Below are 22,898 nucleotides of genomic sequence, written 5' to 3'. Positions count from 1 at the left end.
GTTCATTGGGTACCCCCGGCGTTCAACGTCTGGCCAAATGCCAGCGAGGTCCGCAGTGAGGACGACACGTTCGCGTGTACGGCACGCTCGATCGACTGGAGCTGCTCGACCAGCTGCCACGCGTTGGACGTCTGGCTGAACGCCTGCATCACCACGCTGCGTGCTTCGGCCTCAACCGTGTCGATGTTCGTGTTGAGCTTGGTGGCTTCGTCAAGCAGGGACGTGCTGGATTTCACGGTGCCGTAACGGGCGATGGCACGCCGGAGGTCTTCGGCTGATCCGTGGATATACGCCTCGGCGTACTTGGCCGCGATCAGCGATTGGTAGGTGCTCAGCAACTGCTCGGCCAGGGTCGAATTGTTCAGGCGCGTGCCGACCGCGATCATCTTGTAGACCGGCAGGTCGGTCATGCTCAGGAAGCGGAACGTATCGTCCGGATTCGGGATCGGCGAGCGTGATGCAATCGCGTCAGTAATCTGCTGCAGCTTCGTTTGGACGAGCGTGCGGAAGGGGGTGTAGGCGATCTCCTGGACGGAAGGGTTCAGGCATTTCTTGGTTTCGTCGCAGACATACACCTGGATCGTGTTGCCCGTGTTCGCGGAAGGGTCATTGCCAACCAGTTCCTGCACCGTAAGGCTACCGATCCGCGGCAGGAAAATAGGATTCGCCTCGGTGCCACCCGAGTCGGCTGGATTGAGGAAAATGACCGTACCGACCAGCGACATCAGAAATTCGCGGTCCTCGATCGCGAGATCCGGGAGTTGCTGAAGTGCTTGCCAGGTCACGTTCCCGTACGGAGCCTTGGCCGCGAGGTTGGCGTCCGATGCGGTGGCCGTGTTGATCGTCTGGGCGGCCTGAGCAGAGTTGTTCGAGATATTCGTCCACGCGTCCGTCATATCCGAATACAGATTCGTGAACGGACCCAACGTGTCGGCGAGGTTGGCCTGCTCCTTTTTCCAAGTCACCGGAGTTACCGCGTTGACGATGCCTTCCGCAGCCTGGCACGAGTCGATGTTCATGCGGTTGACGTCGCGCGCGATGGTCTGCAGCGACTGCATGACGTTGTCGCAGGTCGGGCAAAGATTCTGCAGCGCGAGCTTGAACGCGTAGCCCAGAGCGTTCGAGCCGATGTTGCGCAGCAGGGCGACGAACTGCTCCTTGTTGATGAAGCTGAAGCCGCCCGCAAACAGGTCAATCCCGCCGCAGCCAGCCCCCCATTCCGGGGCCGTGGCGCTCGCGAGCTGATAGGTCTTATGTGGCGTGCGCATGAACACGCTGCCGCCGCTGTACATATCCATCGTCTCGCCCTGCAACACCCGCGGGCTCGATACGTTGCCCATCGCGTTGATCGAGTCAAAGACTTGCTGCATCGACATCGCCTGCGCATAAATAGGGGCGATGGCGAACACTGCAGCGGCGAGCACGGCAACCCAGCGTGTCGGTTTCATTAGAAAAGCTCCCCAGGCCGCGAAGCCGTCAGAACGAAGATGCGATCGATAACGTCTTGGAGGGACATCGTTCCCGAGCCGATCATGGCGTGGTCGCCCGTCTCTTTCGACGCGATGAAGAGTGCGGGCACCTGCTGGACACCCCAGACCGAGGCCTGGCCGTGGTCAGGCGTCGGGCTCGGAAACTCAGCGATGCCGCGCCCGTCCAGCGAGACTGGCAACACGTCGATGCCATAACGCTGGGCGAGCAGAACAATGGTCGGCGCCATGGCGTGGCAGTACGGGCAGTCCGATCGGAAGAAGAAAATCAGGCCGTGTTTCTGCGCGAGCGCGCGCAGCTGGCCGTCCTGATCGGAATCCCGCGTGCGATCGTAGGTATGGACAGCAACGTTGTTGGTCGGACGCTTGAGCGAATAGTCGAGGTTCGGGTTCTGCCAAACGACGCGGCGCCACTGATCGGCGAAGACAGCACTCTTTTGCTGCACGTACTCCCAAAGCTTGATGTACGCCTTGATGTGGTCGGGTGTCGGATCCATGTTCGCGACGTCGAGGCGGTGCTTCAGCGCCTCGCGCATCTCGTCGGCCGACTTGATCTGGTCGAAGTCATCGGAATCCGCCGGCGTGCCAGCGCTCGCCGCGCGAGGCACAGCCGGCTTGTCATCGTCGTCGCAGTACCAGTTGAACTTTTGCTGTCCATCGCAGTGCCAGGCGGATGGGTAGTCCATACCATCGGCGTCAGCGACGGGGGAGAACAGCAGCGTGCAGGCGAGCGCGATAGGCAGGGCAAAGCCGATTCCCCGGAGCGCGTTCATGACCGCCCCCGCTCGACGGCCGTCACATCTTGATTCGTGACGTGCGTTGAGTGCGAAGGCCCGTCGCCCGATCCGGTTTCGAGAAGGCCGGCTGCTTGAGCACGGAGAAGCTCGACTTCAAAGCGGAGCACCTGAGCAGCACGCTCGAGGCGCTGGACGGCGTTAAGCCCGTCATTTGAGTCGACCCGATCGTCTCCGACGATCGTCGCGTAGACCGTGCCCAGCACCTCCCACATCCGCTTCGGAACAAGGACATCTTCGTCCCGAGCATCGGCCGACCCCGTCTGCTGCAAGGCGAGCTCGGGTCGCCGCGCGACGAAGGCCGGGAGCGCGGCTTTGAACGTCTCGACGTACTCCGCGGGGGATTGCCCCCAGTTGAGGTCGCATTCCTCGATCATCTCGTCCGGGCAGTCGTCCGCCGGCGCTTCGTAGCGAAACAGCCTTTCGATCCCCCAGAGGCAGTCCGAGCGACGCGTTGCGTTACCGATGTTCACAAGCAGCGTATTGATCGTGCGCGCCTTCTCACCGATTCCGAAGGCTGCATAGACACGGGCGAGGTCGTTCCTTGCGTCCACCGACGACACAAGCGACGGAGACACGGCCGGGAGCGGCGAAAGCTTGGGCTTCGCCGCCTGCTTCGCGCGGATCTTCTCGATCGTCGAAGGGACGTTGATACGCGCGAGCTCGGCTTCACCGGCCGCTTGCATATCCAAGTCGTTCGCGGAACACAGCGCGGCAAGCGTGACCATGACGCCGCCGACTTCCTGGCTCGCTTCGCCGACCGGCCGTGACCAGGTGTAGTCGACCAGGGCATGCGCTTCCTCGCGCGTCATGCCAAGCGCCTGCGCGAGCTCGCCCGCCTCTTCGAAAAAGCGGTCATTGCGCTCGTCGCGGTCGGCTGAGATCTCGGTGCCGAAGCATGTCAACATCCAGCGTTGCACGCGCACTTGAAATGCCGACGCGTGCGAGCGCTCGCCACCCGGGGGATTCGCGACACCGACTACCGCGTCGTCTGTCGGTACCTGACCGAAACCCGCGGCCGACTCCGCAAACCAACGCGGTTGTTTCGGGCCTGGCTCATACGGCGGCACGACGGCAAGTCTCCCGGCCGCTGCGGACAGCAGCTTGCGGTATTGGTCTGCGACGATGGGAGGCATAACGGCACCGGCCGCGTCCATCTCCAGCAGAGTCATGATCGAGCGAATCAGGGTGTTCGTATCAAAATTGAAGTCATCGCGCAGCGCTGGCACAGGTTGCGCAACGTCGAGCGCCAACCGAGCGTCACCAGACCCATGAATATCGAGTTCGGATTTCATCGTGCCTCCGGGAATTCGTCGTGAGTGCGGCCGTCGAGCATCCGGCCGGCCGCCTGCTTGCCGGTTCGATGCATGATGGTCACGGGAAAGTCACCCGCATCGCGGGCGCGCATGAAGTCGCCGCCGTTGTGCAGCACGGTACCGTTTCGGTTTAGGCAAACGCCACCGTTCACCCAAGTCGATGCCTTGTTGACCCATTGTTGGAATGAGTCGAACTGACGAAACACGGGTTCGCCGGTGCTCATCAGAAAGGCGTCGGTATGCCACTGGCCCCATTGCTTAAAGTGGAAGGGCACGCCGGCGTCCGCGCATTGGTCGCGCAGCACACGCGGCCAATCTGGATGCATTGGCCGGGCACAAGGCCCGCTTTCGCCACCGCAGATGATCCAGTCGGGCATCACCTCGGGAGGGATCGTACCGAGGTCGCCGAGCATTGGCTCGACGCTCCAGAAATGGACACGGGACGGCACCGCAAGAAGCTTTTCAGCGTCCCGCAACATCTCCGCTCGGTTGACGATCGTCGCGCCGAGCCAGACGCCCGGCCATGACAACTCGTCCCACGTGTTGACGCCGCACGAAAGCTCGTCGACGACTTCGTTGAGCATTTCACGCGCGTTGCCAATCCTCTTCGTCAGGAGGAGCCAGTCAAGATTCGGTGTTTTGGCAATCAGCCTGAACAGGTCGACGCGCCACGCCGGATCGACCGCGTTATCGAACGGATCGCAGAGGCTCGTAAAGATCCGCAGGCGCTTGCCCATCTCGGCCGCTTTACGATCCCACCGCAGCGGCAACTTCCACGAGTTCGGTGCAGTGCGTCGACGCGGTGCGCCCGGTCCCCAGTTCGCTGGCGTGCCGCCGGCGAAGCGCGCGTTTCGCGCCTCTGCATAGCAGTGGTCGCAACCCGGGCCCACTTTCTGACACCCTTCCCACGGCGACCACGTGTGGTCGCACCATTCGATCTTCGTGTTCTCGCTCATGACGTCACCTCGAACAAGGCAAGCTGCTTCGTTGCTGTGGCCCGACGCTGGAGGCTGGCGCGCAGCCGTTGGCTGTACGCGATGTGTGGCGGGACATGGCCGGGAGGCAGGCTCAGATGGCCGAAGTTCCTACTCGGGAGAAACGCCGCAACGTGTACGAACGCAAACGAGGGACTGATCCGGCACAGCTCCGGTTGCCATTCGGGCATGCTCGCGCGCCAGAAATTCGTCTGACGCTCGCGCTCGGCCAGCTTGTCGACGGGCGCACGGGCGGCGCCACGCGCGTGACGAATCGATTCGATCCGCGCAGCGGCTTCGAATGTCGACTCGCCCGGTAGCAGCATCAACGCGCTGGTGATCGGTTTCATCGCGACACCATCGTGCGAAATGCGGCGGGGCAGAGCGACACCGCGAGTTTCGTGTTCGCGCGCATGCTAGGAGCCCTCCGAAGAATTGACGGGGGCACCGAGCGTCAACCGATCCACTGCAATGACAAGTTCGTGCTCCGCTACCGCGTGGACGTGAGCTGCGACGGTCTTCGCGGTCGCGACGGATCGACGCTGGCGCCACACGGCGAGAAGATTGAATCTGCCTGCGCCGGCGGCATTTCGCGGCGAGTAGATCGCGCGGTGCAACGCACGGTGGGCGTCCCGCCAAACGCACGCTGCAGCCATCACGTCTGAGACCGCTAGCTCGCGATCACCAACAGCTGCTTCGACCACAATGCGTTCGGGCGTCGCCGACACGACCGCGCCTGTGGGGGTCGGCACAAGAAGCGCATCGATCTCTTCGAAAAGCTGGAGAACGTACTGAGGAGGATCGAAATCCCATTCGACCTGTGACAGGACCTCGCGTGCTTGACGAAGAAGCGCGACGGCCGCTGAAGCCCGGGCCTCCGACGTGGCGGCGATGACTGCCGGCGACGTGGCAGGCGCCGCGTCAATCGGCGCAGGTTCCGCCGGCAGGATGAGGACACCGTCGACGGGCCGGATCGGCTTGTCCCATATCGGGGTTGACCACGGCCCGCCGGAGAAATAGTGCTTGTTGAAGGCCTCGTAGAGCGCCGCGTGGTCGCCGCCAAGACGCGTCGCGATCGCATTCAGGCGCTTTTCGTTCTCGTTGCCATTTCGGTATACGCGGCTGTCGTCTGAGAAGCTGAAATACCAGTCGTGTCGATCAAGGTCGTCAAAATATTCCACGATGGTGGGTGTGGCACCGTCATCGTGTGTGCCCTCGGAGGGCTGACGGCGGTGGGCATCCGAGTCGGCGATAGCTGCCAGCGAAATGACCGACCCATAATCCGGAGCGTCGCCGTCGACGACAACAAGGAATCCCTCTCCGGACTCTTGGTCATAGCGAACAAGGTGGGCGTCCGGGATCCCATCAGCGAGAAGCGAGGCGAGTTCTTCTTTGGACGGTGCGACCCCAGCAGTTACCCGGAACGTCGCACCGTCGCTGCCGCAACCCGGAAACACATGGCTCGGCAGATCTGGGGCGGGCGCGGCCTGAACGCCCGTGATCGTGATTTGGATGCTCATTGGGCGGCTCCATGGCGATTGGCGTTCGCGGCTTCGCCCGCGAGCCCTTTTCGCTCGAGCAAGTACCACCCGAACGGCGTCCTATGCCACCTCGCCCGGCAGATTGCCCACGTGAAAAACGCAATCAACACGTAGAACACGTGAACCGTTGGCGCGGCCCGCCGCGCGAGTTCAGGAATGGCGACGCTCTCGTTCTTGTAGTGCGCACACATATGGATCGCGTGCTTTGCCTGCCCTGATCGTGTGAATTCATCGTCGCAGGTTTGCAAGGTGATTGCCGCAGGGTCGATTCCGCTACCCGCTGCCATCTCTAGAACGGTCTCTGTCGTCGCCGTGAGCGAGCCCAAATTGAGGACAAGAATCAATGCCAGCGGTAGTGCGCAAGGCACGATCACGCCAACAATGAACGCTCGGAACAAGTAGGTCGGCACACTCGACAGCAGGGGATGAACCCAGCTCGGCCATGCTTTCGAGGCCGGCGATTGGGGTACGTTCGGCATGAGGATTCCTCCAGGTTGGTCAGAAAAACTCACGGTGCGTCGTGCTTCTCAGGCGCTGCTGTGCCCGACGTCAGCCCAACCGGCGGCACACCATCGCGGCAGTAATTCATCTTCACGTCGAGGCGGCCGGACGTCTCGCCTGCCTCGGTCTGCACGCCACGGATGTCAACCAGGACATCCAGTCGTTTGCACCCCGGGCGCGGGAGGTCGCCAATCAGCCGAGCGGTGACGTACACCGGGCCGTTCGCGTGCAGCTTCGTGGTCAGGGAGTCAGCGACGGGGCCGCGCAGCGCACCAAACGCCGAGCCGTGGTCGATCGCGTCGACGAGCACGGTGCCGAAGTCGTCGTAGCTGCTGGCATATGCCACCTGGGCGCACATTGAAAGCGCCGCGGCGCAGGTGAGGAGGGCGAGGCGTTTCATTGGGATGACCCCTTGCCGTTCGCACCGATCGCCTGCCGAACTCGCTGCAGAATCGCGTCCTCGTCGACGGCCTTGGACTGGATGGAATTGACGAACTCGGTGAAGTCGATTTTCGAAAAATCGATCTTCTGAAGCTGGTCGGCCGTGAAGCCACCGCAGCCGGCGAACGGGACACCGAGCTGCGCCTTGCCCTGCTGGTTGACGAGCTTCGCGATCAACGAGTTGAAGCAGCAGTAGCTCTTCTTCTCCTCCACGCACACGCCGAGCACGCGCTTGGAACAACCCTGGTTGTATTGAACGCAGAGGTTCTGGCCACGCTTCAGACTGAGCACCTGCTCGTCTGACGAGCATGCGAGCCACATCTGGATCAGTTGCGCGGCGATCTCCGCGCCGAAGATGTACGGATTGAAGTCGGCCAGCTGAACGCCGTTCGTCAGCGAGAAGGAAAACTGGAAGCCATATGCGCCGAACGTCCCGGAGCTGGACAAGACCCGGTCGGCCCATGCGCCCATCTGCAAGAGACCGGAGTTCACGATCGTGCTGTCGACCGTTTCGTACAGCTGGTCGAAGACGTACTTCGATCCAAGTGCAATGCCCTGCTTCGCACCCGTACCGGCGATCGACAATCCGGCGCTCACTGCGGCGCTGCCGATCGCATTGTTCGAGTACGCTGCGCCGCCACCGTTGCTCGTGCAGCAGCTCTTGATCTCGAGACCACCCAGCACCTTGATCGTGCAACTGCTGTCGTATCCCTTGAAAATGTTGACGTTCCCGCCGCCGACGCCGTAGGCACCGGCTTCCCGCCCGGTTTCGAGACCGGTCACGACCTTGCCGAGCGCACCGTCCGCACCGCTGCTCGTCGAGAAGCATCCCGCACCCGGCGCGCACATCGTGTTGGTGCATTGGGTGACGGTCGTGGTGTGCGCCGGGGTATCGAGACACTGATACGTGTATTGCATCGTGTCGCAGTTGCCCGGCGACGCGTCGTTATACGACACGCACTGCTGACCGATGAGGCCACAACCTTGCTGTTGAAGCGGGGTGCAGTCGTTGACTGCCGAGGCAGCCTGGCATTCGTAGGTATCTTGGTAGTTCCAGCAATCCTGGTAGAGCGGAATACCGTTGATGACGCGCGTAGCGGCCGGCTCGATACAGATCGACCCCGTCCGCTGGCAAGTGGGTGTCGCATGCGCTGCAGGCGCCGCGAGCAGAGCGGCCGTCATCGCGGTGCCGAGCAGTTTCACCGCGCGGACAAGGAACGTCTGGGTATGCATCATCATTGCGCGGCTCGCTGCTCGAAGGAACTGCACTGATCAATCCAGTTCGGCGTACAAATTGCAGTGCAGATCTGGTTCATCGTCAGTTGGACACGCGCCTGGCCACCGCCGTCACCGCCGTATCCGCCAATCGCCGCCTGGATCTCGATAGAGTTGACACCCTCGTGCAAATACGGGCGGATATCAGTGTTGGGCGAGATCGCCGACGGGTTTCCCTCGTAGTAGCTACCAAACCGGAAGAACGACCGGTACTCGGTCAGGCCCCCGTCAGCCGTGAACGCGGTCTTGTCGGAGCACACGCTACGAATGCCGTTGGTGAAAGCCACTCCTTTGGCCGGTGAGGCAAGAAGGCCAGCAGTGATCTGGGTATCGGTGTCGCGGGTCGTCGACGTGAACGTCCCTTGTCCACACTGGAGTACGCGGCCGCCGTCGGGCGAATCGGAGTAGACGGTGACACCATTGATGTCGACGCTGCGCAGCGTATTGTTCGCCGTGATCTGGCTGATGACTACAGTGCCAATCTGCGCGAGGTTCTGTACGCTGAAACTCATCGAGCTGTACACGGTGAAACCCCGGTAGCCCGAGTTGTCGTGATAGCCGGTATCCGCGCCGAAGTTCCAGAGCGCCGAGTTCGACGCCAGGCGTGAGGCAAATCCACCGGTGAAGCTGCCCTCGACCACACCGCCAGCGGCGCATCCCTGATACGGCTCCCTGCAGACCGGATCGTTGATGCGGTTGCAGGTATAGGTTTGCGTGCCGATCGCCTGTTCGCACGTTTCCTTCCGATAGGTCGCCGGCACGGTCGACGTGACGTTGTGACAATCCTGCGAGCTCGTCGTCGTGCCGGGATTGTTGATCGTGCCCGTGCTGCCCGTGACGATCGGATCGCTCGCGGTGATCGGCATGCGGTTTTGCGGCTTCTTGGCCAGATAGTTGACCGCGTCGCATTCCTGCCGCCAGTACGCGCTCGGGTTGGCCGGCTGCGTCGAGCAGTCCGCTTCCTTCCCGGTGCCAGCCGGCCCGAGGCTGCCTTGGCCGCCGCCATACAGCGGTGTCAGGTCGCCGTCCTGATTCGTGTAGTTCGGTACATTCGAGCCGCCGCTGGCGATACTCCCGTGAGCGGTGTTCATCCCCGAACGGCCAACCGACTGCCCATCCGCAAAGGCAGACGCAGTAGAGGGGCTGTCCGCGGCCGCGCGCACGCCGATCGCAGCGAGGACCGTTGCGATAGCCAGGGGCGTGAACCGGCGCAGAGTCGACGTCATCGCGCTCACTCCACGTCCCCCAGCGAGCGCAGGTAGCGGCCCGCGATGTCCGCATACACCGGGCTGTGATCAACGATCTGACGCAATGCGTAGCCGGGGGTCACGTCGCCGGTGATCGACACGTAGGACGCCGGCAGCGCACAGCCGCTGCTGTCGACCTGATTGCTCGCGTCACCGCCACGTGTGACGACGTAGGCCGGCACGCGAGCGACGCGATACTGGGTGAACGCCTTCGGGTTCACGACGATCCCGCCGGACGCGATGCCCAGCCGTTGCATCTCGGCGGCCGTCGCCTTGAGGGAGTCGTCCTTGAAGCCTCGGAACACCACGGTTCCACCCGCCTGGTTCATGGTCTTGACCAGGCGCACCAGCGACGCTGCTGGCATCGAGAAGCTGGCAAACGCAACGAAAGAGTCCGTGACCCGGCGCTGCGTCCGGCTCTCGTACCGTTTTGCGACCGCGAGTGGATCCGCACCTGCAGCGGCCGGCGCCGGCGTCGGAAGGTTCGGGAACGCGTTGCCATCGTGAGCGGCCTTCGCGGACGCCTGATCCATCTGGCGTGCACGATCGCCCTGGATCCGGCGCATCTCCGCGTCGATGGAGCCGGCTGAAGGCATCGCGCCGCGGTACCGTTCCGCGCCGCTGGCGGCTGCGTCGAAGGTGGCACGGCGCGTGCCGTTGATCTGCTGCTGTTCACGTGCAAGCGCGTCGTTCGAGACGGTCTGGGCCGACACCGACATGGTAGCTAGGCCGATCGTGCCCGCGGCCGCCAAGGAGGAAAAGAGACGTGTCATTGCGGGAGATCTCCCAGGTTGGCGCCCATGCAGCAGTTGCGCTTGCGGAAGATCTCGTAGGCGAAGTCCTCGCCGGTGTACGGGATCATTTTGCCGGCGCCCCAGAGGGCAGACGTGCGCCCATACGGCTGGCAGCACTGACCGTTGATCTGGTCGGTTTGCGCAACCGGGTAGAGCATCGTGTACTTGTATTGGGTCTTGTCCATCACGGGCTGCAGGTAATAGCCGCACATGGCGCCGTCACCCGTCGTGCCCCACATCAAGCCCTCGCGATGCAGCTTGGCGGTCATGCGCTCGACCAGCAGCGACGACGCCTGAATGGCCGAGACATGCGCCTGAACGTGGCCGTTGAACGGATAGATCGAGCCGTTGCAGCCCGCGCACCAAAACAGCAGGTTGCTGCCGAATCCAAGGCTGGACAGCACGCAGTCGCCCGCGCAAGCCGCCTGCGCGATCGGGCTGCCGAACAGATACGTTTCCGGCTCGAGGAGCATGGTGAGATCGTCGTCGCTCCAGGTCGGATCGACTTCGGTCATGTACGCCATGTCGAAACTGCCGGTCTCCATGCATGGATCGTCGAGCAGGATCTCGGTGTAGTACATGACCGGATCGGTATACCAGTGGACCTGATAGAAGCTCTGTTTGGTGTCGTCCTTCTGCTGCCGCACCTCGCCCTCCGGCGCGTGGATGCCCGGGTTCAGCGAGATCCCGCCGAGCGAGACGAAGCAATACGGCGAGCGGGTGACGTCGACGCGACGGATCGGCTCCCAGAAGCTGAACTTCACACCGAACGTGCCGTTGCAGAAGCAGAGGAAGCCGCCGGGATTCGGGGTATCGTCCTGACCCATGTTCAGGAAGGTCACACTTCCGATCGCCATCGGAAACGCGCATTCCCAACAGATATCAGTGATCGGATTGGCGAATCGGCCAACGCACTGACCAGCGCCCGCCGGCGCCGATACGGAGAGGGCACCGAGCACCAGCGTGACAATGGCCAGGTAGCGCCGAAAGGCTCCCGCGACACGTGCCGAGCGCGCGCTCATCGGATCACCCAGATGAAAAGCTTCAACAGTCCGAATAAAAAAGCGTAGGTTCCTGCCAAGGCAAGGCCAAGAAAGAACACGATGTGCGCCACAGCCGAGGCCGCATTTGCGACGAACTCCAGCACTGCGGTAACCATTGAACGTCGCGTAGGCTCAACGGCGGCCACGGAGGTGGTGGGTTCTTCAACCTGAACCACGTTGTCCGAGACGTTGCCAATACCGAGCGACTCCTTTACTCCGTCCTGAATGCGCCGGATCAGATCCTTTGCCTCCGATTCGCTCAAGTGCTTTGCAACGACACCCGTCGAGCCGCTTGTCTCGTCACCGGCACCGGCGACCACACGGTAGGTTGCGGGGAGCGTATCCCCGAGCGACCGGCGCTCGGGTTGAATGGACAGGCGCTTTGCTTCATTGCCCCATAAGGTCGCCTTCCAGTTGAAGGTCGCGAACTGCTGCTCGCCTGAAACGATGACCTGGTCGCCGACGACATCGACCGTCAACGTGACCGGCTCAAGCGCCCGAAAATCGGTACCGCTCGACGGCGCCGGCTCATCAGTAGCTGCCAAACTATCGATCGTGTGAATGTCGTCGGCGATCGTGGCGAATCGTCGTTGCTCCTCAGCCAGGAGGGTGGGGGTCGACGGCCCGGCGTGCATATAGACGCGCTGATACTCGATCGCATCGATGATTTGTTTCGCGAGCAGATGCCCGATCGCCCCACTCTCGACAGCAGCTACGGCGCGACCGAGCACATGCAAGGCGCCGTCTGGTATGGGCGCCCGATTCCACTGCTTCGAGAACCGGTAGTCGAGAAGCAGCGCTTCCGTTTTGAATGCGGCAAGGATGGCCTTGCCGTTGGGGAGCCGAAGGTTCGCGATGATCGGTGCAGCAATCGCGTCGTCGGTAATATCCACGGTCATGAAGTCGGGCATTACTGAATCTCCGTAGGGTTGGGCTATCGCAGTTGAGCCGCCGGCTCTTCCTCGAGCAGCAACTGGTTGCCTTGCTGGCTGATGACCGCTGGCACCCGCGTGACGCCAAAACGCTGCGTGAGGCGACCTTGCTGATCGAAATAGACCTGGCGTTTCCATGCTTTGGTGAGGTCAAGCCACGATCCGCCGGTCAAGATGGGCTTCACCGCAGCGCCATCGCGAGAAGCCAGCATCTGGACAGCCTTCACTTGCGCCGGATCACGGCCGTCGAAGAACACCAGCCGTTCGTGCAACGTCACGATGTCGAGCGGATTGATGCGCGTGCCGGCCGGGACGATGACCGCCCCCTCATCGTTGGTGACGGGCTTCGCGTACGTCACCGTGGGATCGATCAAGCGGCTCGAATACTCGGTGACGGTGGTGAGACCCGGCACGGCCGGCAGCGACGTGATGTCATGCAGGGCACGCTGCCGGGCGCGGCGCTCGAGGGCGGCAAGCCCGCCATTGGCACGCATCTCGAGCAGCCGATGCTTCAGCATCGCGATCGCGTCGTGCTCGGCGATCGGGTAGGTCGGGCCGACGACCCCCAGATCGTCGGCACGTGCGAAAAGGACTACCGTCGTGAGCGCGGTTGCGACGACGAAGCGCGACACGGCGCGCTGATCAGAAGACTTCATAGGCCTCCCCAACAATCGCGGATTGAGGAACGGTGCCGGCGATCGCATACCGCGAATCGAGGCTGTTTGGGTTCGGCGTGGCCACAAAGTAGTGATCCGGCGGGATGACCCCGGCACTGGTCGGGAAGAGCGCCATCCCCGCGAGGGAGAGAGGCTTGGCGTAACCGATATAGGTCTGATTGACCCAGACGTCGCGGCCGATCACGTGTACGACATCACCGGGCAAGCCCGCGACGTGTTTGATGAACATGAGGCCCGCGGGATAGGTCGCGCCTCCGTGCCAGCGAAACACGATCGTGTCGCCAACGCGCGGTTGATACCGCCCCTTGCGGATGAAATAGAGCGTGCCCGGCAGGCTCGTCGACATATTGAACGACAGGCCATACCAGGGCGTGAGGCCCCACGCTATCGCGGCCACGACCGACAGCGCCACCATGGTCCGGACGAACCGGCGATAGCGCGCGAGACCTGACGCATGAGCGACGAGCAGGATCACTGTTCCTCTCCGTGGGTACCGACTCTCGCGACGTGCGTCGGCACTGGCCGACGCAACCCGATGCGCGTCGTGACGTTGGCGACGATTGCCGCAGATGTCGAGCTCGGACAGTCCAGGTAGTCGCGAAGATCAGCGGATGCAAATCGCACGGCCGCAGTGCCCAGGTCCGCACAGGAATTCGCCGATCGGTACAGACCTTCGGCTTGGCGTTGGGTCATTTCGCGATCCTCCGAGCAATCAGGTCGGTGAGATCCGGCGCATCGCCGGCGAGCACCGCGGCCTTGTTGACGACCACGCACCCGCACTGCGTGCCGAGCTGGTCAAGCGCGATCGACAGGCGCTTGGCGAAATCGCCGGCATGCTGGGTTGCGTTGTTCTTCGCGTCGTCGGTCATGTGCACCGGATCGCCGTTGTTGAAGGTCTTCAGCAGCGTTTCCTGCTCATCGCTAATCAGCTTCTGCACGTCGACGACGACGACCGGTGCAACCCGTTCGCGTTGCGTCCAGCAGTAGACGAGCGGGGCGGCCAGCAGCAGCGAGGCGCAGACCGAAACGATGCTTGTCAGTACGAGGTCATGTCGCATGGTCACTTCCGTTTGGTTTCGATCAGGGCGCGAATCGCGTCCTCGGTGGACGTGCCGCCGGCACGCAGACGCTGCATGAATTCGAAGTCCGGCCCCTTGGTGGTAGCCATGGCCAGCGTGAATTCATCGGGGATATGGCGCAGCAGGTGGGTACCGCCGTTGGGGTCGACGAGAATGAACTCGCTGTAGCGACCGGGCACCGGGTGCAGCGACTTGAGCAAGCGCTTCAGGCCCGGCGACAGGTCCATCACGTCGCCCTTCTCAATCTTCTTGAGCGTGTCATCGCTTTGCTTGAGGTGGAACTTCCACGCCGAGTTGTCGAAGGCGGCCTGTGTTGCCTTGTTCATCGCCGCATCGGTGATCCCCTGTGTTGCGAAGAAGAAGCTGCCCTCGTACTTACGGGCACGGCGATAGCCCTCTTCCATGAAGTCGGCTGTTTCCTGATCGTCACCGACGATCTGCCATCCTTCGTCCTGGAGAAACAGCTTCGGACGCGACCGATCGAAGCGATACATCTCGTTCGTGACCTGGTTGGTCAGGCCAAGCATGATCACCGTGCGCAGCTGGGGGTCGCTGTTGAGGTGCTCGAGCTCAAGTCCGACGACTTCGTTATCGAGTCGAACGTTGGTGTGCCCGTTGACGTACTCGCCATAAACACCGCCCTTGCAGAACGGTTCGAGCCGCACGGCCAGCTCGTACGCAATACGTTCGGGCTGATTGTTCTGGTCTTTCAGTGTCAGGAGCGCGTCTCGCACCAACGTGGGACTGCCGTCTTGGCCGTAGTCCTTCCACACGATGCGCGTGGCGACGTCGAGCAGCGCACCTTCGAACGGCGTGATCGGCGCGGTCGGGGAAACCATGCGCGCGATAATCGGCCGAATGAACTTCACCTCGCTATCGAGCCCGTTTTCGTCATCGGCGCCAGCAGTCGAAAATGCGTTGATGATGATTCGCGAGCCTGGCTTGAAATCGATGTACTGGCCGCCTGCCATGTCGATTTGCTTCTCGTATGAGTAGCCGACGTCACATATGCGGATGATTCCGCCAACCGACCGGAAAGCGCCAATGACGTCGTTCATCAGCACCGACTTGCCGGCGCCCGACGTACCATCAACGAAGCCGTTAAAGTTCGTGCTACTCGAGTAGATATCCACGAGCGTGGGCGTCCCACGGCGCCCAAAGAACAGCAGGCTGGCGCGACCGTCGGTGCCAGCCCACTCGCCGAGCACCGGCGCCATGTCGGTCGCGTTCACGGTGGTCTTGGTGGTGATCAGCCGGAACCGCTTCAGGTCATCGCGCATGTCGCTCGTGAGCATCATGGGCATGGCCGAAAGGAACGTCGTGAGCTGCTGCGTCAGCATCGGAAACAGCTTGAAGCGTTCGGAGCGCCAGATGCCTTTTGCGGCCGCCACGCACTGTTCCATTTTCTTGCGCGGGGCGAACAGCGTGAGCGTGTGATAGAGCTCGCACATCGATCCACCCTGCGTAAGCTGCATCGAGACGGCCTTCCAGTCCCGGTTCTGCAGCGCGAGCTCGGGCTGCAGCTTGGCGATTTTCGATTCCGCGTTCTGGGTTGCACGGGCACCGCGCAGCGCCGCGCGCGTTTCGACGGCGCTCTGGTCGAGAATCACCACACCGCAGGTAATCAAGTACGGGCAGGGATACTGGTGCACATCGTTGAAGAGCGACCCAACGATGTTGTTCATCTCCCACAGTTCCTTGCTTGTCGGATACTGATGGACACCAAAGCTGCGTACGGCGATGCGCGTGTCCGGCTCGTCTGGCTCCTCCGGCGGCAGTCCGAACAGCAGCTGCGTTCCCTTGACGCGAATGTGGTGGCCGAACACCGTCAGCTGGTCGCGAATGGGCTTGTCGCCGCTGTACGTCTGATCGAGCGTGTCGGCCCCGTCGCCAAAGAAGGCGTCCGGATTGAGGATGGGCCAGAGAAAGCGCTTCAGATCGTCCGGCTCGGCAGTCCGACTCGCGAGACTGGCGGAGCGCAGCGTCGCACCGACAACTTCGCGCAGATTCTGGATTTCTTCGCGGAGCTTCAGATCATCGGATGATCCCTTGCGGACGACCGAGAGCAGCAGGCGCTTGTCGGTGATCGAGTAGTTCTGCCCCGGAAACAACGGCTGGCCGAGTTTCGAACGCACGGACGCCGCACGGCGCTCGGCTTGCTCCAGGTAAAACGAAGGGGCCGCGCCCGATTCAGCATACTGGCGGCGCAGGTCGACATAGGCGTTCAGCGACTCGTCGATGATGGGGTCGGCGAGCAGCAACCATTGGACGCCATACCCTGCTGGCATCGAGTCGTAGATCCCGTGCAAGCTGCGGGTCAACTCGGCATCGGCACCCGTCTGCGGGGCGACAACCAGCACGAAGCCGACCGAGTCGGTGTTGTAGTACAGCTCGGTGGCCGGGTCATACTGGTCGTATGGCAGCAGGTTGTGAAGCCCGATGGTCTCGACACGCCGTCGGTCCGCCGCAACGGGCGACGGCGGCCCAAGATCATCGTCTGTGCCGAGAATCGCTTCGGTTATGGCTGTTCGCGCAAGATCCTTTGCGTCATCGATCCAGGTCTGCAGGGTGCTCATGTATGGCTCCTGGATCAGTGATCGGTCCCGGCCGGCAACGCGCCCGCGCGATCGATTGCACCTGCGGGCGTGAGAATGCCCTGCATGACACGGTCGGCATTCGATATCTGGGTCGACGATGGCTCAGTGCTGGACGCAGTGGCTGCAGGCTTGCCACTGGCGTCCGGTGCAGGCGTCGGCGGCAGCACGGGCCGGAACGCGGCCTGGATACGCTCCTGGTTGTGGGCGATCGACCAGTGGCCGGGATCGACGATCAGATAGACGTATTCCTGATCGTGCAGATCGGAGTCGGCGTCCTGCCACGGGGCGAACCAGATCCGCATCTCTCTCGAAGCCGTGTGAACGGGAGCGCCGCTGTCGAGCGCCTTGGGGAGAATGCCGGCGGCGCCGATGGCGGGCAGGGTATTCGTGCCGCGCGTAGCGTTCGATGCCGCGACCGGCTCGGCCGCATAGGCGCCGAGTGCGATGCTCGTCGTCGCGCCGGCGGCGGTGTGGACGCGTTGGTCGGGCAGGTTGTGCGCCATGGCGTTGGCATAGATGCCAGACATGCTGCTGCAGAGCACTCCTTCAGGTGCTTTGCAGGCAAAGTTCGAACTCGCGTCGTATCCGCTGAAGCTGCAGCCGGTCAGGCCGAGGACAGCGCTAAACGTCGCGAGCATGGCATTGTTTTTCATGATCACTTTGCTCCGAGCCATTGGTCGATAGCCTCAGCGCTCGCCGCTCCCGGCATCACACGCCCGTCCTCGCTCACCAGTGCGGGGGTGCCGGCAATGCCCAAGCTCGCGGCCAGTGCTTCGTTCTTGTCGATAGGATTGGCGCACGAGACGAGCTTCGGCTCGACCCGGGGCGGGGCGGCGGTCTTGGCGGCGCCACCCACCAGCGACAGACCTTGGTCACGCATCCACCGTGACAGCGCGAGGGGCATCCATGCGTGCCACGTGGCGAGGCGGTCCTCCGCGCACCAGATCGCGATGGAATGTGCCCGCGCGCGCGGGTGACTCGACTCGAGTGGATACAGGAACCGGTAGATGGTCACGTTCTTGAGCTTGGACAGGTCATCCTCCAAGACGAGGCAGTACGGGCAATCGGGATCGTCGAAAATCGCGAGCTTGCGCTGACCGGTGCCGTGAACCTCGACGAATGCGTCCTGCAGCCGATCGGCGGGGAACCGAACCTTTTGCAGCGCCTGCTCGAGCGGCACCGTGAGATCCTGTTGCGTCACCATGTCGAACAGGTGGCCGAACAGGAAGTAGCGGCCGGTGATGTCGGTGTAAGCGACCTTGTTACCCATCACGACTTCGTAGATGCCCGTCGAGGGGGTGGCGGCAACCTCGCGAAACTGGGTCGACGGGTACCGCGCATGCAGCGATGCCTTGAGTGCCGCGACACCAGGATCGACGTTCGGCGCCACCCGAGTGCCGGTCGTAGCCAGTTCGGCGGGCGCTACGGCCGGGACGTCGCTGGTCGCGATAGGCGATGCAGCGACAGCGGCACTGTGCTCCGCAGCGCAACCCCACGCGAGACAGGTAGTGACCAGAAGTGCGAAGGTAAATCGAACTTGTTTCATTGGAGCTTGGGGCATGTTGAGGACGGGGTGCCGCCAACGGAGGTAGCGCCCGAGATTGATAGGAAGACGTGACGATGTCTGATCACGCCAGCCGATCTTGCTGGTCTTGCTCATCGCCGCACCATCATGCAAAGGTCCGCACGGCGTTTGATGTCCGCTGCGTACGCATTCAAGTCGCCCGTCATCACGAAATACCGTCGCGGCGTGGCCGGCTTACCGACATACTTCTCGGACGCCGCAGGGTGCGGCTCGCTGCCGGCTACGCAGACGTTGTAGCCACGGGAGTGGGGAACGGTCACGAGCGAGAGGGTGCCGCGCGCGACCATCTCCTTGAGCAGCGGCCGGATTCGTACGGCGGTCAGGGAGAACTCGCTCGCCAGCGCGTACGCTGCATAGGTGACGCGCGGGCGCATGACGGCAAGCACGTCGGCGGCGGTTGGCATATTTCTGGAGCGCGGCATGGTCAATCCTCCGTCGTCGCTGCTTGGCGACGATGTGATTCATCACATACGACGGCATCGCTATCGGGGTAGCGCTCGAAATAGAAGACAACGGGCGCACCGGTCTCCTGGATCAGCCCGTAGACCTTCGCCAGGCGATAAATCGGGTGGTAGGCATTGAGGGAGGCCACGTGCCCGGCCAGCCATTGCCTCCATTGCTCGAGATCCATCGCGCCCTTGCTGATGTTGCAAGGCGGGCACGACGGCATGTAGTTCGACTCGACGTGACGCTCGGGATGCTTAGGCGGGCCACTCACGAGCCGCCAGTGACCGTCCGAGTCAAGCTTCGTCTCGACCGCGCGCACAACAGGGTCGACATGGTCGCCGTGCCAGCGATCGGGTAGTTGCGTTGCGCAGTACGCGCAACGTCCGTCGTACTTCTGGCGAAGCCGGGCGCGCTGCTCTTTCGTCAGCCGGCTCATGCCTCGTGCTCCGAGACAGCCCTCACCGCGCCCCGCACACCGGCAACGCGTCCCGTGGCATCGCCCGCCGAAGCGCCGGTTGCGTTTTGGCCGATGCGGTGGCGATGCGACCGGGCCAGCAGCGACGAGCATCGGACCATGATGGAGCCGTCCTCGTTGCGATACTCGATCTCGCCGGCGGCCACCCACGCCAATACCGTGTCCACGTCCACTCCGACCTGGAATGCCGCGCGGCTCGCAGCAAGCCATTCGAGCGAGGCGGCTGAGGCCGGCACCGATCCCACGGTGCCCGGGTCGCCAGATGCAACGTTCGCGGCGCGGATCACGATCTCGACCTGTTCCCACAGGAAGGGCTTGCAGTCTCGGGCGAGCTCGTTCGGAAGGCCGGTGATGCCGATAGGACCAGCAGATGTCCGGATGTCGAGTTGACCGCCGATGACGGGACTGCTCGAGATTTTCGTGAGCTCGCCGGTGGTGAAGATCTCTGCGGGACGCGCCGGCGCGGGCGCTACGGGCGCATGCTTGTACCAGTGCATCATCGCGAGGAGGGCGATATCAAGGGGGTCACCTTTGTCGACGTGTGCCCGGAGCATCACCGACAGTTCTTCCACCGGTGCGCCCCACCAACCGGTACGCCCCTTGGCTCGACCCGCAGCCATCTTTGCCTTCAACACGCGGTTGAATCCGTCGAGGGCTGCATCGTCGAACGCGGCGGCACCGGTCGGCGCATTCGGTTCCGTCACGTTGGGAACGCGCGACGAACCCGTTTGACCGCTGGAGAGAGCCAGCAGGTCGGCGGCTTTCCCGAGAAACTGCAGGAACCCCGATTGAAACGCAGGGTCGCCACGAAATTGAACAACAGCGAAGTCAGAAAATCCGCTCAGCTGATCCGCGATGAGTGAGGCCGCACCAAGCCAACCGGTCAGCGCTCGGCGCATCTCCGGTTGCAAATAGCCTCCCTCAGCATCCTGCGCAAACGAGACCTCGTGGCCTGCTTCGTCCGAAAACCGCTGCATCGCAGCCTCGAACGCTTGATGCGTCACACTCTCGATCTGATTAGTCATCGGAATAGCCTCCATCTGTTGCGCGAAGATCGTTGTCGATCCCGTCGTTGATGTTGCTGATCTCTGAAGGGTCGCCGTCGAAATCGGCGCCTTTCGTCACTGCGAACTCGACCACGCGACCACCGTCCGTCTCAACCACGGGGAAAAGCTTCTCGGCTGCACGAATGTAGAACTGCTTAAGAGAATCAGCGCCACCGGCGATGCCGCCGCCGATTGCTGAGCGTCCAACCTGGCTCGGGTTGACAATGGAAGTGGCGCCGAAGGCGGTGGAGCTAACGGTGTTCGCCGACTGACTGAATGCCTGGCCAATACCAGAAGAGATCCCGGCGAATGTCGACATAGCCAGCGCCGACCCAGCCTTGGATACCAGACGCCCTCTGACGCCTTCTTTGCCGTCCTCACCCATGACGTTTCCCTTGATCGTCGCCTCAATCGTTCGACCGTTCTTGAGAATGCAGACGAGGGTTTCGCCGCGCATATGGGCTCGCTCGCTGGCCACATCCCCATACGCCTGCGTCAAGATCCGACACCCTTTGATGTTGAGCTTGCGGCTGTTCGGAAGGTTGGCCACATCCAGCAGCTCAAGGAACACCGGGAGGGGATCGTGCTGAGCTTCGCCGCTGGTCGGCGCGTCAACACCATTCAACATGGCGACACGCACGAACGACGTCGCTGGGATGAAGTTCACTTTCTTCTTGCCATTGCCCTTCAGGCAGTCCCGCCGTGCACGAATCGCGTCCTCCGGGGGCAACGTCGAAAAGCGCGGGTCGACGCAATCGACCGAATTGCCGCCCGGTGCATTGAACTGAATGATGTCGAGCTTCGGAGGCGCGGCGGCAGGATCACCAGCACCCGGCTTCCCCGATTTTCCGAATGGCGGGTTCAGAATCGCGCCGGCCTTGGCCGATGCCCCGTTGAGCGGGATCGGCTTGTCCAGCAGGGCGCGGTCGGTCGCCGGTGCCGACGCCGCCGCGGGCGCACTCGCAGGCGCATTCTTCATGGCCTCAATTCGCTTGCCGAGCTCGTCCTGATCCTTCGCCAAGGCTTTGATCTGCGAAACCGCATCGTCAGCGCGCGTGTTTGTACTCGCGACCTGGCGCGTAAGCTCGGCAAGTTGGGCCTCGGAGTGCGCACGCCAAGTGTTGCGATCGTTCTGGTCACCCAGGCTTGTGAACGGGACCTTGGTCGTGAACTGGCGCGTGGATTGCCCTCCCTGAGTAAAGTACGCGCCAACCGCGACGAGGCTGGCAAGCACGCCGAATCCGACCAACGTCAAGATCCGCTGGCGGCGCTTGGTTGCTTGGTTAACGTCACTCATGGTCGCCTCGCTGGCGAACGACGTAGACGATCGTGCTGGCGCCGGCCGGAAGATTCGCGTTCTCGATCGCGATGGCCAGCACACCCGGCGCGTACAGTTCGCGCTCGTCGATGGCCATGTCTCGGTGCGAGGTGTTCGACAGCGTGTAGGTTTCGCCCACGAATTCACTATCGCTGTACTGACGGACGAGCGTTAGCAAGGCTTCTTTCCAGAGCGGCACCACTGTTTCTACCGACGTGTACGACAGTTGCGGTGCGCCCTGGCCGCCTGCCATCGCCAGCATCATGAGTTTCACGCGTCGTTGAAAAGCCGACGCATGGAGCGCCTGGGTCGAACGTGCGGCAGGCGGTTCGATGCGGATATCCTCTGCCGGGCGCGGGCCAGGGACGAGCATGAGGCGGTATGTCGTGCCGGCGTCATCGATCACGAACACCGTGATCGACTCGTTCAGCGCTGTGGGATTCGCCGGCATGAGCCAGAGCTTGCCGCCGTCTTGCGTCCAGGAGACCGAGCCCGGCACCACCGGTACGATCTTCGAGAAGCTCCGTCCTCCGGACATGGACAGGACGTTGTACTCGGCCGCGGAGACGGAGACCTGTTGCGCCTGGCGATCCGCGCCCTTGACCACCTGAATCGCGTGCGCGCTGGCGGCGGCCACGAACATCGCAGCACCGACCACGAGACGGAACGTCACGTTTGTGTGCGATGTCGACCACCGTCGATCAATGGAAAGTTTCATGATGCGGGGGTCTCCGTGGGAGCCAGCGGTTCGACGCCTTGTTTGCCGCGGGTGGCTTCTCGGATATCGAGCAAGACCAAACGGCCGAAGAGGGTGATTCCAAAATAGACCTCGAAGGTCTTCTGCTCGGAGCTCGTGCGCTTTCCGGAGATGTAGGTGGTGAATGTGCCGGTGACCTTGACGGCCTTGTTGCGGAAGTCCACCTCGCCGACACCGATCGGTTCGAAGACGTTCGTGAGGCCGTCGTGCTTGATCTGCAGCGCATCGGCGTCCCACTCGGTTTTGAGCGCCGCGCGCCGATCGTCGTCGACCATGGAAAGCAGAATCCGCACGTTGTTGTCGACGGTGCTCGGCGTGACGCTCTTGGCGAGCGACAGGACATACGTCGCTTGGTCGGCGAGATACTGGTCATTCGCGTACCGCGCGCCGATCACGTAGGTGCCGCGAACAGCAGGCGGCATGATGACGACGCGCTGCGTAACCACCAGCCATGCGCAGGTGAACGCAAGGACGACAGTGGTCGCGCCGTTCCCCAACAAGAACTTCTTGAGGAGTCGGTTTTCGGCCTGCAGCGCGTCGCGAGATTGGTTGGCTTTGCCGGGCGTCATCGC

25 protein-coding genes are annotated in these 22,898 nt (G+C 62.7%); all 25 read right to left on the bottom strand.

Annotated elements, in window-relative coordinates:
• Window positions 1-2: 2 nt before the first annotated feature.
• The gene (locus tag ABIC51_RS33810; RefSeq protein WP_354006867.1) at window positions 3-1,448 is read right to left on the bottom strand and encodes a conjugal transfer protein TraH; all 1,446 of its coding nucleotides are present in this window, start codon (window positions 1,446-1,448) and stop codon (window positions 3-5) included.
• Window positions 1,448-2,260 (bottom strand): conjugal transfer protein TraF, encoded by an 813-nt coding sequence (locus ABIC51_RS33805; protein WP_354006866.1) that lies wholly within the window; start codon window positions 2,258-2,260, stop codon window positions 1,448-1,450. Before ABIC51_RS33805 ends, ABIC51_RS33810 begins: the two co-directional genes overlap by 1 nt.
• Window positions 2,257-3,576 (bottom strand): hypothetical protein, encoded by a 1,320-nt coding sequence (locus tag ABIC51_RS33800; RefSeq protein WP_354006865.1) that lies wholly within the window; start codon window positions 3,574-3,576, stop codon window positions 2,257-2,259. The genes ABIC51_RS33805 and ABIC51_RS33800 overlap by 4 nt, the downstream gene beginning before the upstream one ends.
• Window positions 3,573-4,553, bottom strand: a complete 981-nt coding sequence (locus ABIC51_RS33795; protein WP_354006864.1) for a phage Gp37/Gp68 family protein — start codon at window positions 4,551-4,553, stop codon at window positions 3,573-3,575. Before ABIC51_RS33795 ends, ABIC51_RS33800 begins: the two co-directional genes overlap by 4 nt.
• A complete protein-coding gene (locus tag ABIC51_RS33790) occupies window positions 4,550-4,921 on the bottom strand; it encodes a hypothetical protein (RefSeq protein ID WP_354006863.1) in 372 nt (123 codons plus the stop codon). Before ABIC51_RS33790 ends, ABIC51_RS33795 begins: the two co-directional genes overlap by 4 nt.
• 66 nt (window positions 4,922-4,987) lie before the next feature.
• Window positions 4,988-6,091 (bottom strand): hypothetical protein, encoded by a 1,104-nt coding sequence (locus ABIC51_RS33785; protein ID WP_354006862.1) that lies wholly within the window; start codon window positions 6,089-6,091, stop codon window positions 4,988-4,990.
• Complete coding sequence (locus ABIC51_RS33780) at window positions 6,088-6,591, bottom strand: hypothetical protein (RefSeq protein WP_354006861.1); 504 nt, start codon at window positions 6,589-6,591, stop codon at window positions 6,088-6,090. Before ABIC51_RS33780 ends, ABIC51_RS33785 begins: the two co-directional genes overlap by 4 nt.
• 29 nt (window positions 6,592-6,620) lie before the next feature.
• Complete coding sequence (locus ABIC51_RS33775; protein WP_354006860.1) at window positions 6,621-7,013, bottom strand: hypothetical protein; 393 nt, start codon at window positions 7,011-7,013, stop codon at window positions 6,621-6,623.
• Complete coding sequence (locus tag ABIC51_RS33770; RefSeq protein ID WP_354006859.1) at window positions 7,010-8,293, bottom strand: conjugal transfer protein TraN; 1,284 nt, start codon at window positions 8,291-8,293, stop codon at window positions 7,010-7,012. Before ABIC51_RS33770 ends, ABIC51_RS33775 begins: the two co-directional genes overlap by 4 nt.
• Window positions 8,290-9,555, bottom strand: coding sequence for a hypothetical protein (locus tag ABIC51_RS33765; protein ID WP_354006858.1), 1,266 nt, complete (start codon window positions 9,553-9,555; stop codon window positions 8,290-8,292). The genes ABIC51_RS33770 and ABIC51_RS33765 overlap by 4 nt, the downstream gene beginning before the upstream one ends.
• A gap of 5 nt (window positions 9,556-9,560) precedes the next feature.
• Window positions 9,561-10,349: a type-F conjugative transfer system pilin assembly protein TrbC gene (gene trbC / locus ABIC51_RS33760; RefSeq protein WP_354006857.1), complete on the bottom strand. Its 789-nt coding sequence runs from the start codon at window positions 10,347-10,349 to the stop codon at window positions 9,561-9,563.
• Window positions 10,346-11,392 carry a conjugal transfer pilus assembly protein TraU gene (traU, locus tag ABIC51_RS33755; protein WP_060343109.1) on the bottom strand — a complete coding sequence of 349 codons (1,047 nt, stop codon included), beginning with the start codon at window positions 11,390-11,392 and terminating at the stop codon, window positions 10,346-10,348. Before traU ends, trbC begins: the two co-directional genes overlap by 4 nt.
• Window positions 11,389-12,324, bottom strand: coding sequence for a hypothetical protein (locus ABIC51_RS33750; RefSeq protein ID WP_354006856.1), 936 nt, complete (start codon window positions 12,322-12,324; stop codon window positions 11,389-11,391). The genes traU and ABIC51_RS33750 overlap by 4 nt, the downstream gene beginning before the upstream one ends.
• 23 nt (window positions 12,325-12,347) lie before the next feature.
• Window positions 12,348-13,001: a type-F conjugative transfer system protein TraW gene (gene traW / locus ABIC51_RS33745; protein WP_354006855.1), complete on the bottom strand. Its 654-nt coding sequence runs from the start codon at window positions 12,999-13,001 to the stop codon at window positions 12,348-12,350.
• Window positions 12,988-13,497: a signal peptidase I gene (gene lepB / locus ABIC51_RS33740; protein ID WP_354006854.1), complete on the bottom strand. Its 510-nt coding sequence runs from the start codon at window positions 13,495-13,497 to the stop codon at window positions 12,988-12,990. The genes traW and lepB overlap by 14 nt, the downstream gene beginning before the upstream one ends.
• A 214-nt stretch (window positions 13,498-13,711) precedes the next feature.
• Window positions 13,712-14,080, bottom strand: coding sequence for a TrbI F-type domain-containing protein (locus tag ABIC51_RS33735; protein ID WP_354006853.1), 369 nt, complete (start codon window positions 14,078-14,080; stop codon window positions 13,712-13,714).
• A gap of 2 nt (window positions 14,081-14,082) precedes the next feature.
• Window positions 14,083-16,677, bottom strand: a complete 2,595-nt coding sequence (gene traC / locus ABIC51_RS33730) for a type IV secretion system protein TraC (protein WP_354006852.1) — start codon at window positions 16,675-16,677, stop codon at window positions 14,083-14,085.
• 14 nt (window positions 16,678-16,691) lie between these two features.
• The gene (traV, locus tag ABIC51_RS33725; protein WP_354006851.1) at window positions 16,692-17,351 is read right to left on the bottom strand and encodes a type IV conjugative transfer system lipoprotein TraV; all 660 of its coding nucleotides are present in this window, start codon (window positions 17,349-17,351) and stop codon (window positions 16,692-16,694) included.
• A 2-nt stretch (window positions 17,352-17,353) separates the two neighbouring features.
• Window positions 17,354-18,358 (bottom strand): DsbC family protein, encoded by a 1,005-nt coding sequence (locus ABIC51_RS33720; protein WP_354006850.1) that lies wholly within the window; start codon window positions 18,356-18,358, stop codon window positions 17,354-17,356.
• Entirely contained in the window at window positions 18,355-18,705 is a 351-nt protein-coding gene (locus ABIC51_RS33715; protein ID WP_354006849.1) for a hypothetical protein, read from the bottom strand. The genes ABIC51_RS33720 and ABIC51_RS33715 overlap by 4 nt, the downstream gene beginning before the upstream one ends.
• A gap of 2 nt (window positions 18,706-18,707) precedes the next feature.
• The gene (locus tag ABIC51_RS33710; protein WP_354006848.1) at window positions 18,708-19,166 is read right to left on the bottom strand and encodes an HNH endonuclease; all 459 of its coding nucleotides are present in this window, start codon (window positions 19,164-19,166) and stop codon (window positions 18,708-18,710) included.
• The gene (locus ABIC51_RS33705; protein ID WP_354006847.1) at window positions 19,163-20,230 is read right to left on the bottom strand and encodes a hypothetical protein; all 1,068 of its coding nucleotides are present in this window, start codon (window positions 20,228-20,230) and stop codon (window positions 19,163-19,165) included. The genes ABIC51_RS33710 and ABIC51_RS33705 overlap by 4 nt, the downstream gene beginning before the upstream one ends.
• Window positions 20,223-21,548 carry a TraB/TrbI/VirB10 family type IV secretion system protein gene (locus ABIC51_RS33700; protein ID WP_354006846.1) on the bottom strand — a complete coding sequence of 442 codons (1,326 nt, stop codon included), beginning with the start codon at window positions 21,546-21,548 and terminating at the stop codon, window positions 20,223-20,225. The genes ABIC51_RS33705 and ABIC51_RS33700 overlap by 8 nt, the downstream gene beginning before the upstream one ends.
• A complete protein-coding gene (locus ABIC51_RS33695; protein ID WP_354006845.1) occupies window positions 21,541-22,287 on the bottom strand; it encodes a type-F conjugative transfer system secretin TraK in 747 nt (248 codons plus the stop codon). Before ABIC51_RS33695 ends, ABIC51_RS33700 begins: the two co-directional genes overlap by 8 nt.
• Complete coding sequence (locus ABIC51_RS33690; protein ID WP_354006844.1) at window positions 22,284-22,895, bottom strand: type IV conjugative transfer system protein TraE; 612 nt, start codon at window positions 22,893-22,895, stop codon at window positions 22,284-22,286. Before ABIC51_RS33690 ends, ABIC51_RS33695 begins: the two co-directional genes overlap by 4 nt.
• Window positions 22,896-22,898 lie beyond the last annotated feature (3 nt).

The sequence above is a fragment of the Burkholderia sp. 572 genome (assembly GCF_040545135.1).
Lineage (GTDB): Bacteria > Pseudomonadota > Gammaproteobacteria > Burkholderiales > Burkholderiaceae > Burkholderia > Burkholderia cepacia.
Note: the sequence above shows the minus strand (reverse complement) of the source record. Positions and strands in the feature narration are given on the sequence as shown.